General features: G+C 65.5%; 13 protein-coding genes. 5 read left to right on the plus strand and 8 right to left on the minus strand.

The window, feature by feature from the left end; genetic code table 11:
- Nucleotides 1-13: 13 nt before the first annotated feature.
- On the minus strand, nucleotides 14-472 hold the full coding sequence (queF, locus tag ED21_RS08335; RefSeq protein ID WP_034922096.1) for a preQ(1) synthase: 459 nt from the start codon (nucleotides 470-472) through the stop codon (nucleotides 14-16).
- Nucleotides 473-575: 103 nt separating this feature from the next.
- On the opposite strand from queF, the gene ED21_RS15395 reads away from it, so the two are divergent.
- Genes ED21_RS15395 through ED21_RS08355 form a run of 4 tightly spaced genes read left to right on the plus strand, consistent with a single transcriptional unit; the run spans nucleotide 576 to nucleotide 4,861 of the window.
- Nucleotides 576-1,715: an LPXTG cell wall anchor domain-containing protein gene (locus ED21_RS15395; protein ID WP_006833432.1), complete on the plus strand. Its 1,140-nt coding sequence runs from the start codon at nucleotides 576-578 to the stop codon at nucleotides 1,713-1,715.
- A 37-nt stretch (nucleotides 1,716-1,752) separates the two neighbouring features.
- Nucleotides 1,753-2,586 carry a sulfurtransferase gene (locus ED21_RS08345; RefSeq protein ID WP_006833433.1) on the plus strand — a complete coding sequence of 278 codons (834 nt, stop codon included), beginning with the start codon at nucleotides 1,753-1,755 and terminating at the stop codon, nucleotides 2,584-2,586.
- A 2-nt stretch (nucleotides 2,587-2,588) separates the two neighbouring features.
- Entirely contained in the window at nucleotides 2,589-3,800 is a 1,212-nt protein-coding gene (gene metC, locus ED21_RS08350; protein ID WP_006833434.1) for a cystathionine beta-lyase, read from the plus strand.
- 2 nt (nucleotides 3,801-3,802) lie between these two features.
- A complete protein-coding gene (locus ED21_RS08355) occupies nucleotides 3,803-4,861 on the plus strand; it encodes a mechanosensitive ion channel family protein (RefSeq protein ID WP_006833435.1) in 1,059 nt (352 codons plus the stop codon).
- 22 nt (nucleotides 4,862-4,883) lie between these two features.
- Here the strand turns inward: ED21_RS08355 and ED21_RS08360 are convergent, their stop codons facing one another.
- Genes ED21_RS08360 through obgE form a run of 4 tightly spaced genes read right to left on the minus strand, consistent with a single transcriptional unit; the run spans nucleotide 4,884 to nucleotide 9,105 of the window.
- The gene (locus ED21_RS08360) at nucleotides 4,884-5,975 is read right to left on the minus strand and encodes a 2OG-Fe(II) oxygenase (RefSeq protein WP_006833436.1); all 1,092 of its coding nucleotides are present in this window, start codon (nucleotides 5,973-5,975) and stop codon (nucleotides 4,884-4,886) included.
- A 41-nt stretch (nucleotides 5,976-6,016) separates the two neighbouring features.
- Nucleotides 6,017-6,925, minus strand: a complete 909-nt coding sequence (locus ED21_RS08365) for an NAD(P)-dependent oxidoreductase (protein ID WP_006833437.1) — start codon at nucleotides 6,923-6,925, stop codon at nucleotides 6,017-6,019.
- A complete protein-coding gene (gene proB, locus ED21_RS08370) occupies nucleotides 6,922-8,043 on the minus strand; it encodes a glutamate 5-kinase (RefSeq protein ID WP_006833438.1) in 1,122 nt (373 codons plus the stop codon). Before proB ends, ED21_RS08365 begins: the two co-directional genes overlap by 4 nt.
- 6 nt (nucleotides 8,044-8,049) lie before the next feature.
- Nucleotides 8,050-9,105 carry a GTPase ObgE gene (gene obgE, locus ED21_RS08375; RefSeq protein ID WP_006833439.1) on the minus strand — a complete coding sequence of 352 codons (1,056 nt, stop codon included), beginning with the start codon at nucleotides 9,103-9,105 and terminating at the stop codon, nucleotides 8,050-8,052.
- A gap of 201 nt (nucleotides 9,106-9,306) precedes the next feature.
- On the opposite strand from obgE, the gene ED21_RS08380 reads away from it, so the two are divergent.
- The gene (locus ED21_RS08380; protein ID WP_006833440.1) at nucleotides 9,307-10,290 is read left to right on the plus strand and encodes a MarR family transcriptional regulator; all 984 of its coding nucleotides are present in this window, start codon (nucleotides 9,307-9,309) and stop codon (nucleotides 10,288-10,290) included.
- A gap of 21 nt (nucleotides 10,291-10,311) precedes the next feature.
- Here ED21_RS08380 and lysA read toward each other — a convergent pair whose 3' ends face one another.
- From lysA to argH, 3 genes are all read right to left on the minus strand, one after another.
- A complete protein-coding gene (gene lysA / locus ED21_RS08385) occupies nucleotides 10,312-11,574 on the minus strand; it encodes a diaminopimelate decarboxylase (RefSeq protein WP_006833441.1) in 1,263 nt (420 codons plus the stop codon).
- A 78-nt stretch (nucleotides 11,575-11,652) separates the two neighbouring features.
- A complete protein-coding gene (locus ED21_RS08390; protein WP_006833442.1) occupies nucleotides 11,653-11,922 on the minus strand; it encodes a hypothetical protein in 270 nt (89 codons plus the stop codon).
- On the minus strand, nucleotides 11,919-13,298 hold the full coding sequence (gene argH, locus ED21_RS08395; RefSeq protein WP_034921994.1) for an argininosuccinate lyase: 1,380 nt from the start codon (nucleotides 13,296-13,298) through the stop codon (nucleotides 11,919-11,921). The genes ED21_RS08390 and argH overlap by 4 nt, the downstream gene beginning before the upstream one ends.
- Between the last annotated feature and the right edge of the window lie 5 nt (nucleotides 13,299-13,303).

Here is a 13,303-nt window from a genome sequence, read left to right on the forward strand (position 1 = left end):
GTGTTTCCTCTTCTCAACCGCGTCCACGGTAGGACGAAACGCCCTGGTCGGGAACCCAGAGCCCTTCGGGAACCGGCCCGCTCTGCCAGAAGACGTCGATCGGGATGCCGCCGCGCGGGTACCAGTAGCCGCCGATGCGCAGCCATTTGGGCGCCATTTCCTCGAACAGGCGCTGGCCGATGCCGACCGTCACGTCCTCGTGGAACCCGCAATGGTTGCGAAAGGAGCCGAGAAAAAGCTTGAGACTTTTCGATTCGACGATGGTCTCGCCGGGCGCGTAGTCGAGCACGAGATGCGCGAAATCGGGCTGGCCGGTCACCGGACAAAGCGAGGTGAACTCGGGCGCGGCGAAGCGCACCATATAAAGCTGGCCCTTGCGTGGATTGGGCACGTAATCGAGTTCGGCTTCGTCCGGCGAGGAGGGCAGGGGGCTGTTCTCGCCCAGGAACTTGGGTTTGGCTGTGTCGCTCATGCCGCGCATCTGCCGCGAATGCCGCGCGTGTGCAAGCCGGGGCTTGGAAGTCGGCGCTTCAGTGCCTATTCAGCGCGCCGATCCGATCAGGCCCCCTTTGCCCATGAAAACCCGTTTCCATCTCCCCCTCGTCGCACTCGTCCTCGCTGCGCCCGCCGCGCTTTCCGCGCAGAGCGTGCAGGAATTCGAGCTGCCGCCCAATCCCACGCCGACGCCCACGCCGCGCGTTCAGGGCCCGGTGGATACCGAAAGCGGCGCGCTGCCGGTTACGCCGCGCGTGATCGCCACGCCGACGCCGACGCCGACGCCCACGCCCACGCCGCGCCCGACCGCGACGCCGCAGCCGCAGTCCAGTCCTTCGCCGAGCCCCACGGCTACCGATACGCCCACGACGAGCGCTGCGGCTCCCGTCTCGCGAAATGTCGCTCCGCAGCCGCGCGTCATTCCGCGCGTCCAGCCCAGCGCCTTGCCGACGGGCCAGGAGCGCCTTCCGCTCGATCCGGGCGAGACGCCGCCGATTGTCCCCGCCCCGCTTCCTTCGGACACGCCCACGAGTGCACCCGCCACGCCTTTGGCCAGCCCAAGCGACGCAGTGGAGAGCGATGGTGAGGCGAATGCGACAGGCAGCCACGACTGGCTCTGGACCGCGATTGGCGGCGGCCTGCTGGCGCTGCTCGGCCTGGGGTATTTGGCAACCCGGCGCCGCCGCTCCGCCGCTCCGCCGGAAATCGAGCGACCGATTGTCGCCACGGCCGGCGGTCTTGCCCAGCCCGGCGAAATGCAGATCCGGGCCGATGCGCTCAAGCTGACACGCTCGGTGATGAACGCGACGCTCCATTACCGCATCTCGCTGATCAACCGCTCGGCCAAGGCGCTGTCGCAGGTCGCGCTCGGCGCGGACATCGTTTCCGCGCATGGCGGCGTGCCGGTCGAGGAGCAGGTCGCCAGCGCCGCCTATCCGCTCGAAACGCGCCACACCTTCGAGCGCATCGCCCCCGGCCAGAGCGTGCGTTACGAGGGCCAGATTTCCATTCCGCTGTCGCAGGCGCGCGTGATCCGTCAGGGCAACGCCGCGCTGTTCGTGCCGCTGCTGCGCGTCCGTCTCGACGGGGCGAGCGAAGGGCCGCTGGTGCAGACCTATGTGATCGGCCAGGGCATTCCGGGCGGCGGGCGCGTGTCCCCCTTCCGCATCGACGAAGGGCCGCGCAGCTACGAACCGATTGCGGCGCGCGCCATCGACTGAATCGACAGGCCGCCATCGCGCCGCTAGCAAGCGGTTGATGGACAAGCTCGTTTCGACAGAATGGCTCGCCGCGAGGCTCGATACGGACGATCTCGTCATCCTCGACGCGAGCCTGCACCTGCCGGACGAGAACCGCGATGCGCGCGCGGAATTCGCGAAGGGTCATATCCCCGGCGCACGGTTCCTCGATCTCGGAAGCTTCGTCGACAGCGACAGCGAGGTGCCCAAGGCCGTGCCCACCGCAGAGCAGTTCGTGGCTCGCATGGGTGAACTCGGCGTTGCGCCGGGCAGCCGCATCGTTCTGTACGACGACAGCGCGATCCGCTCTTCCGCGCGGGCGTGGTTCCTCCTCACGCGCTACGGCGAGAGCAAGGTCGCGATCCTCGACGGCGGCCTCGGCAAATGGCGCATGGAAGGCAGGCGGCTTTCCGACCGTATCGTGACCCACGCTCCGCGCCATCGCGCCGAAGCGGAAGCCACGCGGACCGTGCGCAGCAAGGCCGAGATGCTCGCCAATATCGACGCGCGCGACTGGCAGGTGGCCGACGCCCGCGATGCGGCGCGCTTTCAGGGCAGACCGGGTAGTGGCTCCGAGGGGCACATTCCGGGCGCGCGCAACCTCCACTTCACCCGCCTGTTCCACGAGGACGGCACCTATATCTCGCCCGAAGCGATCCGCAGCGAGTTCGAACAGGCGGGTATCGATCCCGAGCGTCCGGTCGTCACCAGCTGCAACAGCGGGATGACTGCTTCGGTCCTGCTCTTCGCGCTGGGTCTCATCGGCGTGCACGACGCGGCGCTCTACGATGGCAGCTGGCTCGAATGGGGCGCCGATCCCGAGGCGCCCAAGGAAAGCGGGGAGACACGCTGACGATGGCCAAAGGGGGCAAGGACAGCCACGCACCCGCGACCCGGCTGGTGACGGGAGGGCGTTCGGGCGATTTCGCGGACCATGTGGTCAATCCGCCCGTATGGCGGGCGAGCACGCATCTCTACCCCGATTGCGCCGCCCTGCGCGAGGGCGTCAAGAGCAACGAGGATGGCCGCTTCTTCTACGGCCGCCGCGGCGCGCCGACGCAATGGGCGCTGGCCGAGGCTCTGACCGAACTCGAGCCCGGCGCGGCCGGCACGGTGCTTTATCCCAGCGGCGTGGCGGCGATCGTCGCGGCGCTGATGGCGGTGCTGAAATCGGGCGATGTGCTGCTGGTGGCCGACAACGCCTATGACCCCACGCGCAACACCGCGATGGGCATCCTCAAGCGCTTCGGAGTTGAACACCGTTTCTTCGACCCGCTCGACCTCGACGCCTTTGCAAGCGTTTTCTGCGATCGCACCAGGGCTGTGATGCTGGAAAACCCCGGCAGCCTGACGATGGAGGTGTGCGACATTCCGGCACTGGCCCGTATTGCGCAGGCCAAGGGGGCGGTGAGCCTCGTCGACAATACCTGGGCGACCGCGCTGGGCTTTACCGGACTGCAGCACGGCTGCGACATCGCGATCACCGCGCTGACCAAGCATGTCGGCGGCCATTCGGACCTGATGATGGGGGCGGCAAGCGCGGGCGAACGCTGGTATCGGCGGCTGCGCCAGACTGCACAGCAACTCGGCCACGTCGTCTCGCCCGACGACGCGTCGCTCGCACTCAGGGGGCTGCGCACGATGTCTGTGCGGCTAAAGCGCGAGACGGCCAGCGCGCTCGAAATCGCCCGCTGGCTTGAACAGCGGGACGAGGTCGCGCATGTCTTGTGCCCCATGCTGCCCGGCTCGCCCGGCCACGATCTGTGGGCCCGCGATTTCACCGGCGGCTGCGGGCTGTTCAGCTTCGTCCTTGAAGGCCGCGATGATGCGGCGCGCTGCCGGCTGGTCGATGCGCTGGAGCTGTTCGGCATCGGCTACAGCTGGGGCGGCTTCGAAAGCCTTGCCCTGCCGTTCGACGTCCAGCCGGTGCGCGCGAGAATGCCGTGGCCGAAAGAGGGCTGGGGGGTTGAGGACCGCTGCGGTATTCGCCTATCCATCGGACTTGAGGATGCAGGCGATTTGATCGTCGATCTCGAACAGGCCTTCGCGGCGATGGACCAGGGATAGACGTGCAAGGCGAAACCACCCCCGAAACGGCGCCTGACGCCGAACCGACACCGGTCCAACAAGCTTGGACGCTGGCCGAAGACGCGCCGGAAGAAACCAGCGTCGCTGCGGCGGAAGGCATCAAGGAAGCCGTCAGCGGCCAGAACGAGACCGTCGGGTCTGTGGTCGACGGTCTCGACGCGGTCGCCCTGAGCATGGGCGACATGCGTATTTCGCTGTTCGACGTGCTGATCGTGGCCGTGATCGTCTTCGGCGTGCTGTTCGTGGCCTGGTTCGTGAGCAAGCTGGCGCGCCGGATGATCCGGCGCTTCACCAAGCTCGACGATACGCAACAATTGCTGGCCGAGAAAATCCTCACCATCGCGGTTTGGGCGGCGGCCTTCTTCGTCGGCATTGATCTCCTCGGCATAGACCTGACCGCGCTGGCGGTGTTCTCGGGTGCCTTCGGCCTCGCGATCGGTTTCGGCCTCCAGAAGACCTTCGGTAACCTCATCGCCGGCATCATCCTGCTGATGGACAAGTCGATCAAGCCGGGCGACGTGATCGCGGTCACCGACGCGGCAGGAAACGAGAGTTTCGGCCAGATCCGCAAGATCGGCGTGCGCGCGGTCTCGGTGACGACGCGCGACCAGCGCGAATATCTCATCCCGAACGAAAACCTGATGATCAACCAGGTCGAAAACTGGTCCTACTCAAGCAAGAATGTGCGCATGCAGGTCTTTGTCGGCGTTAGCTACGAAGCCGACATGGACCTCGCCGAGAAGCTGATGCTGGAAGCGGCCAAGAGTTGCGACCGCGTCCTGAAGGCGCCGCCGCCGACCGTGTGGATGAGCGAATACGGCGACAATTCCGTCAACTTCGTCATCCACTGCTGGATCAGGGACCCGGAAGACGGCGTCGGTAACGTGCGCAGCGCAGTGCTCAAGAAGCTGTGGTGGCTGTTCAAGGACAACGGGATCGAAATCCCCTTCCCGCAGCGCGACATACATATCCGCTCATCCGACCAGCTCGATCGGTGGTTCGCCTCCATGGCGCGCGAGGACAAGCCGACCGAGGACTAAGCCCCTTTGGTCTGCGGGCCGTTCAGACCGAGGCCTGTTCCTTGCGTTCGCCATCCTGCGCCAGCTTGTCGAGATTGGCATCGCGGATCGCCCGCGCTTCCTCGTCGTAGAGGAAGGGAAGGAAGGCGTACCGTTCTCCGCGCGTTACCGGTGTGGCTTCGTGGAGCAGCGAACAGGAAAAGACGACTGCGCCGCCGGTGGGCGCGCGATAGGTCCGCTGCCCGAATTCGGGGAAGCGCAGGTTGCCGCCCTCATATTCCTCGGCGTTGAGATTGACGGTGACGGCGAAGCGCCGGTGGGCGGTGCCGAAGGTCGTGTTGTCCCGATGCGGCCTGAAATGGCCTTTCCCCGCCTCGTAACAGGCAACGATATGCCGCTCGATGCGCGTCGCCTTGAAAGCGAAGGCGCGCTCGATGGCGGGAGCGACCCGCCGCGCGATACGCTGTGAGAGCAGCTGGATCAGCTTGGGGTCGGTGATCGTGGTATCGCGGCGCTGCTTGAAGCCGTCGTCGAGAATATGCGTGGTCTTGCCGTTCACGTCGCGCATGAAGCCCGAGGGCGTGCCGCCGTCGTTTTCATAGAGCGAAATAAGATGCTTGCAGAGCGCTTCGTCGAACACGCCCGGCACGGTCAGCACCGGCGCCCAGCTGTCCTCCACCTGCGGGAGGCGGCGTTTCAGTTCGGCAAGCGCGGCCTCGCCCTCGATCAGCGGATAGCGTCCGACAATACGCAGTTCGCGGTCCAGCAAAAGCCAGAAGGGCTCGTAGCGATTGTCGTCCTGCGCGGCGCCATAGGTCCGGCTGACGGCGCGGTCGTAGTCGAGGAAATGACGGACGCCGGGCAGGTCCTGCGCGATGCGCTTCTGCGCGACATCGGACGGGTCGACCGTGACGCCGAAGAAGATCGCGTTCTCGTCGTCGAACAGCGCGCGGTTGGCCTTCATCAGTTCGAGCGCCTCTTTCGCCGCCGGCTGGCTCGCCGTGCCGTAGAACAGCATTAGCACATGACGCCCGCCGACCGAATGGAAGGCGTAGCGATCAGACCCGTCGAGGGCTTTGGCGTGAAACCAGGGTGCGTAATCGCCGGTCACGGGAGGCGGTGTGGTGGCAGTCATATTGCGCTTTTATCGCGCCCGGTCAGCCCCTGCAATCGCGCTTAAAGCCAGCCTTCGCGCTCGTACCAGCGGGCTGTCTGGGCAAGGCCCTCGGCGCCGGGAATGCGCGGGTTCCACACGGCGTCAGGTACAGCCCTGTCCGGGCGGCAAACCCAGTCGGCATGGACCATGTAGCCGACGCGATCGGCGGTAAGCTTGGCCTCGTCGCCGCGCAGCAGCCGGTCGCCGCGGGCGGCCAGTTTGAGAATGGGCGCGGGCAGGTGCGGGGCGAAAACCTTGCGGCCCACCGCCTTGCCGATGAGTCGCGCCAGCTCGCCATGCTCGTAACCACCTGGCTTGCCGTCGTCGGGCTCGAGCGTCGCGCCCGAGGCTACCCCGGGCGGCGACAGCGCGAGCAGGCATTCGGCGAGGTCGTCGACATGAATGATTGAGGTGTGCCCTTGCGGCGGGACGGGCACGACGCCGTATTTCGCCGAGCGGAACAATTCAAACATGTCCTTGTCGCGCGGGCCGTAGACGGCAGGCGGGCGGACGATGGTGAAGTCGAGCCCGCTGGTTTCGACATAGGCTTCGGCATGCGCTTTCGACGAACCGTAACGCGAAAGCGAAGGCTCGCGGGCTGAAAGCGAGGATATAAAGACAAAGCGCTTACCTGCCGAACATTGCGTTGCGGCGGCGAGCAACTTGCGTGTGCCCTCGACATTGGCTTTCTTGAATTCGGCTGGATCGGGAGTGTTCGTGAGCCCCGCGACGTGGATCACGCTTGCGGCGCCATCGCAAAGAGTTTTGAGGGAGCGCCCATCCGCAAGGCTTCCCTCCACCCACGTGACGCCCCTGCGCGGCGCCTGGCTTCGGCGGGTGAGGGCGCGCACCTCGATGCCCTGCCGCTCGGCCGCATCGAGCACCGCCTGCCCGACGAAGCCGGTCGCGCCTGTGAGAGCGACAATCACGCGCGCACCATGTGATCTCGGTGCACGACGGCGGCGCGCGGGGCATAGCCTAGCTTGTCCGATTGCTGGTCTTCGCGCAGGCCGAGGATCGCGCGGCATTCGTCTGCGGTGTATTCGACGAGGCCCTGTCCGAGCCGCTCGCCCTTAGCACCGTGGATCGCGACGAGGTCGCCGCGGCGGAAATCGCCCTCGACCTCGGTCAGTCCGGCAGCAAGGACGCTCGCGCCATTGGCAAGTGCCGTGGTGCAGCCTTCGTCGACGGTCAGCACGCCCGCGGGTGCCAGGCGGCCGGAGAGCCACGCCTTGCGCGCGCTTTCATCGCCCTGCGGCAGGAAAAGCGTTCCGCGGCCTGCATCCAGCGCGCGATCGATGGGGGAGGAATGCGTTCCGTTGATGATGGCGAGAGCGATGCCTGCTCGCTCGGCAATGCGGGCGGCCTGCAGCTTGGCGAGCATCCCGCCCGAGCCGAGCCCGGAGGTGCTTTCGCCTGTCGCCATCGCGATCACTTCGGGCGTCACGCCTTCCACCGTCTCGACGAGTTCGGCGCCGTCCTCTCTCGGATCGCGGTCAAAAAGCCCGTCGACATCGGACAGCAATAACACCGCCTCGGCCTGCGCCGCCTGCGCCACCCGCGCGGCGAGCCGGTCGTTGTCGCCGAACCGGATTTCTTCCGTTGCGACGCTGTCGTTCTCGTTGACCACGGGAATCGCGCCTGCCTCGATCAGCCGTTCGAGCGTGGCTGAGGCGTTAAGGTAGCGCCGCCGGTCTTCGAGATCGTCCAAAGTGACGAGCATCTGCGCGGCAATAAGGTCATGTTGGCCCAGCATCTCGGACCAAAGCCGCGCCAGTTCGACCTGTCCCACGGACGCCGCGGCCTGCGCGTCGGCAAGGCTCCCGCGTCCGCCCTTCGGCAGCCCCAGCTTCGCTGCGCCAAGCGCGATCGCGCCGGAAGAGACCACGATAACCTGCGTGCCCGATGCCCCGATCCGCGCAATTTCCTGCGCCAGCGAGGCCAGCCACTCGCCGCGCGCCTTGCCTTCGCTGATGAGCAGGGCCGATCCGACCTTGATCACCAGCCGCTTGGCCTTTGCCAGTCCGGAAAGCGTCGTCACCGTCATGGGGCGTCAGATAGGGGACCAATCGGGCTCTTCGTCCTCGTCCTCGACCTCTTCGGCCTGTGTTTCGGTCGAGGTGCGGTCGGGCAGATAGGAGAGGACGGCGTCGATCAGTTCCTCGATACCCGCGCCGGTCGCGCCAGAAATGGCGAAAACCTTGTCGGCACCGGCGGCCAGCAACTCCTCGCCGAAAGCTTCGCCCAGCTCCTTGTCGGCAAGGTCGAGCTTGTTCAGCGCGACCAACTGCGGCTTGTCGGAAAGGCCCGCGCCATAAGCTTCGAGCTCGGCGTTGACCGTCTGGTAGGCGTCGGCCGGGTCCTGCCCGGCGATGTCGATCAGGTGGATCAAAACGCGGCAACGCTCGATATGGCCGAGAAAGCGGTCGCCGATCCCCGCGCCGTCCGCCGCGCCTTCGATCAGGCCAGGGATGTCGGCGAGAACGAACTCGCGGCCCTTGTGGCGCACGACGCCCAGCTTGGGGACGAGAGTGGTGAATGCGTAGTCGCCGACCTTCGCCTTGGCGTTGGTCACCTGGTTTATGAAAGTGCTCTTGCCCGCGTTGGGCAAGCCGAGAAGACCCACGTCGGCCAGCAGCTTGAGCCGCAGCCAGACCCACATCTCCTCGCCCGGAATGCCCGGCTGGTGCTGGCGCGGAGCGCGGTTGGTGGAGCTTTTGTAGCTGGCGTTGCCGCGTCCGCCCATGCCGCCTTCGAGGAAGACGATCTCCTGCCCGACCTCGGTGAAATCGGCCAGCACCTCTTCCTTGTCTTCCGAGAGGACTTGCGTGCCGACCGGCACGTCGATCACTAGGTCGGGCGCGCCGGCGCCGGTCTTGTCCTTGCCCTGACCGTGCATGCCGCGCTTGGCCTTGAAATGCTGCGCGTAACGAAAGTCGATGAGAGTGTTGAGGCCCTGCACGGCGCGGAAGACGATATCGCCGCCCCTGCCGCCGTTGCCACCGTCGGGGCCGCCGTATTCGATATATTTTTCGCGCCGGAAGCTGACGGCGCCGGGGCCGCCCGCGCCGGACTTGAGATAGATCTTGGCCTGGTCGAGAAAATGCATGGAAGCGCCTCTAATCGCTTTTCGCGCGCAAAGCGAGGCGATTGGTGGATGCGGGGACGACGGGGTGTCCCGAACCAGACGGAGCGGCTCTCCTGCGATGGAGACCTTGGTTTGCGATCTAGGCGGATGGAGCGGTTATCTTGACACGATCTCCATTTGTTCTCATTTAGTTCTCTGCGATTCGGAGAGGAGAGTGCAGCGATGCAGGCCGATTTTTCCTACGAACCCGTCCATGACGGGGCCGGATGTCAGATGAGCGTCACCGTCCTCGGCGACCGCGACGGCCTGCGCGATCAGATGCGCTGTGATGCGGAGGCGGCTGGATTTCGGGTACTCGAATGTTGCGGGTTCGACGAGTTTGCCAGCGGGAGTAGCGGGTCGCTAGGCGATCTGGTGCTGGTCGACTGCGGTCAGGCGGATGCCGCCAGTCTGGCGCTGTTGTCCCGGTTGGACATGCGGTGCGGCAAATCGGGGGCGCAACTAGTCGTCTCCACCACGATGGAGGCGCTCGACGCGGTGTTCGGATGCTTCGCCATGTCGGGCGCGCAGATGCTCGTCGATCCGGGCCGGGCAGAACGCGTCATCGCCATCGGCCGTGTGCTGGCGCAGGTGCCGAATCTGCGTGTGCGCGAGTTGAGCGAGGAGGATCGACTTCTACTCCTGCGGCTAACCGAACAGGTTTCGCAAGTCGCCGAACGGCTGGAGGGGCTTTCCCCCAGCATCGCTCCCGGCCAGCGACAAGGAGGCGGAGCTTTCCGTTTCGAGTCACCCGCACAAGCCTTCGCGCACGAAGGAGGACAGTATGCTGTGCAAGAAGCGGCTGTACCTCGTCTTCCATCAGGTTCCGCGATACGAAACCTGATCCGTTCTAGAAGGGTTCGAGCGCAGTTCTTCGATGCCGAACTTTTTGCCGATCCTGCTTGGGATATACTGCTCGATCTCGCTGCCGCTCGGGCGGAGCGGCGTCAGGTAAGCGTCACTTCATTATGTATCGCAGCCGGTGTCCCAGCGACCACTGCGCTGCGCTGGATTTCGCAGATGGTCGACGCCGAGTTGCTTATCCGCATTCCCGATCCGCATGACCGGCGCCGAGCGCATATTGCACTTTCTGACGAAACCGCAGATCGCATGGCCCGATACTTTGCGGCGGTGAATATTATTGATCGCGTCGAGGTCGAAGCCTGAGCACGAGAAAGCTCTCGGGTATCAGCCGATCAACCAGTCGGGGACGCGTTCGGCGTCCATGATTGCGCCGGCGGCGATGCGGTCAGCGACGACCGCGTACCTATCGCCGTCAACGAGTACTTCGGCCACGAACCCACGGGAATTGTAGCTTGATGCCATAGTCGCGCCATAGGCACCCGCGGTACGGAAGACGGCAAGGTCGCCAGGTGCCAGAACATCGATCTTGCGGTCCATGGCAAAGGTGTCGCCGGTCTCGCAAATTGGGCCGACGATGTGCGCAATGGTTTTCTCGCCTGTCGGCTCGACCGCCTCGAAATCGTGCCAAGCCCCGTACATGGCGGGGCGCGCCAGATCGTTCATCGCGGCATCGACCACGAGGAAAGGCCGCTCGATCCCGCGCTTCACCCGGATCACACGGGTGAGCAGGACGCCGGCATTCCCTGCAATCACGCGGCCGGGCTCGAACATCAGCTGCACGTTCCAGTCTCTGGTCAGGCGAGTCACCATGGCCCCGTATTCAGCCGGTGCGGGCAGTTCTTCGCCGGCCTTGTAAGGTACACCCAAGCCGCCACCGAGATCGGCGTGGGTGACCGAACAGCCGCCCGCGCGCAATTCCTTGATCAGCGCGCCGACCTTGCCGAAGGCTGCCTCAAGCGGCTCGAGATCGGCCAGCTGGCTGCCGATGTGAACGGCGATCCCGCGCATATCGAGACCCTCTTCCTTCGCCAGCGCGGTATAGATCGCAGCCGCGCGGTCGAGCGGAACGCCGAACTTGTTCTCGCGCTTGCCGGTAGAAATCTTCTCATGCGTGCGCGCATCGACATCGGGATTGACGCGCAGGGCGCAGGCCGCGCGCTTGCCGAAGCGGCGGGCGATGGCGGCCAGTTCGTAACCCTCTTCCTCGCTCTCGATGTTAAACTGGCCGATGCCTTCTTCCAGCCCCTGCTGCAATTCCGCATGAGTTTTGCCGACGCCGGAGAAAACGATGTCCTCGGGCTTCATCCCGGCCTTGAGCGCACGCGTCAGCTCGCCGCCCGAAACCACATCGGCGCCATAGCCTTCGTTCGCCAGCAGGCGCAGCACGGCAAGGTTGGGATTGGCCTTTACCGCGAAGGCGATGTGCGGCTGTTTCAGCTCCGAAAGAGCGTCGCGAAACACGCGCGCGTGGCGCACAAGCGTCGCGCGCGAATAGACATAGACGGGCGTGCCGACTTCCTCGGCAATCAGGGGGAGGGGCACGTCTTCTGCGAAGAGTATGCCGTCGCGGTGCTGGAAATGGTCCATGGGTGCGTGCCATGCCGCCGAGCCACGGCAGAGTCGAGACAGCTTAGGTTCGCGTGCGCTTATCTCGCCTTGACGCGATCAGGCGGGATCATCGCCCTCTTCGGGCGGCAGATCGAAGGGATCGTCCTCGCGCTCTTCGGAACGCGTGCGCAGTTCAACCGAGCGATCGGGCGCGGCCTGTGTGTCGAGCTCAAGGAGGTCGCGCGCATCCGGCTGCACTTCCGCGCCGAAGGGTTTGGGCGGCAGGCTTTGGCCGGCAACCGGCGTCAATTCGGCTTTCTGCCCGCAGGCTGAAAGGGCGGCCAAGACGACAAAAGCGGCGGCAAGGGCGGCAAAACTGCGTGTCACGATGCGAAATTCTCCAGCCGCTTGCGGGCTTCTTCGACCTGCTCCCTAACACGGACCGGCGCAGTCCCGCCATAGGAAGCGCGCGCGGCGACCGAGGCGTCGACCGAAAGCGCGTCGAACACGCGCTCGTCGATCCGTGTGTCGATGCCTTGGAGGTCTTCGATCGACAGTCCGTCGAGCGCGACCCCCTTCTCGTCGGCCAGCTTCACGGCGGCGCCGGTTATGTGGTGGGCCTCGCGGAACGGGATATCGGCCTGCCGCACCAGCCAGTCGGCGAAATCGGTCGCAGTGGCGTGGCCCGCCTCTGCCGCCTCCCGCATGCGCGCGGTCTGGAATGCGCTGTCCGCGACCATGCCGGCCATGGCGGCAAGGCTCAGGTCGAGGAGGCCCGCCGCCTCGAAGACGGGCGGTTTGTCGTCCTGCATGTCCTTGGAATAGGCGAGCGGCAGGCCCTTCATGGTCACCATGAGGCTGGTCGCACAGCCGATCACGCGCCCGGCATGGCCGCGCACCAGTTCGGCCGCGTCGGGATTGCGCTTTTGCGGCATGATCGAACTGCCGGTCGAGAGCGTATCGGGCAGCTTCACGAATCCGAAGGGCTGGCTCGCCCAAATGATGAATTCCTCTGCCAGTCGCGACAGGTGGAGCGAGCACTGGCTGGCCGCCATCAGGTAATCGAGCGCAAAATCGCGGTCCGACACGGCGTCGAGGCTGTTGCGGGTGGGCGCCGCAAAACCGAGCGCTTTTGCCGTTATCTTTCGGTCGAGGTCGAAGCCGGTTCCCGCCAGAGCAGCCGACCCTAAGGGGCATTCGTCCATCCGCACCAGCGCATCGGCAAAGCGCGAACGGTCCCGCATGAGCATCTCGAAATAGGCGAGCAGGTGATGGCCCAGTGTCACCGGCTGCGCGGTCTGCAAATGCGTGAAGCCGGGCATGATGCTGTCCGCGTGTTCGCCCGCCCGCTCGACCAGCGCACCCAGCATGGCATCGAGACCGGCAATCGCGCCCTGCATCGCGCTGCGCACCCACATGCGAAAATCGGTCGCCACCTGGTCGTTGCGGCTGCGGGCGGTGTGGAGGCGTCCGGCCGCAGGGCCGACGATCTCGGTGAGGCGCGATTCCACGGTCATGTGGATGTCTTCAAGGTCCCAGTCTTCGGGCACGCCATCGCGTTCGTATTCGGCGGCGACCTGCTGCAGGCCCTCGTCGATCGTCCTTGCATCGGCCTCGCTCACGATGCCCTGCTTCGCCAGCATGGCGACATGCGCGCGGCTTCCTGCGATATCCTCGCGCCAAAGCGCCTTGTCGAAGGGTATCGAGGCGTTGATTTCCCGCATGATCGCGCTAGGCCCTTCGGCGAACCTGCTGCCCCACATGCTGT

The organism is Erythrobacter sp. SD-21 (genome assembly GCF_000181515.1).
In the GTDB taxonomy this organism is placed as follows: Bacteria; Pseudomonadota; Alphaproteobacteria; order Sphingomonadales; family Sphingomonadaceae; genus Qipengyuania.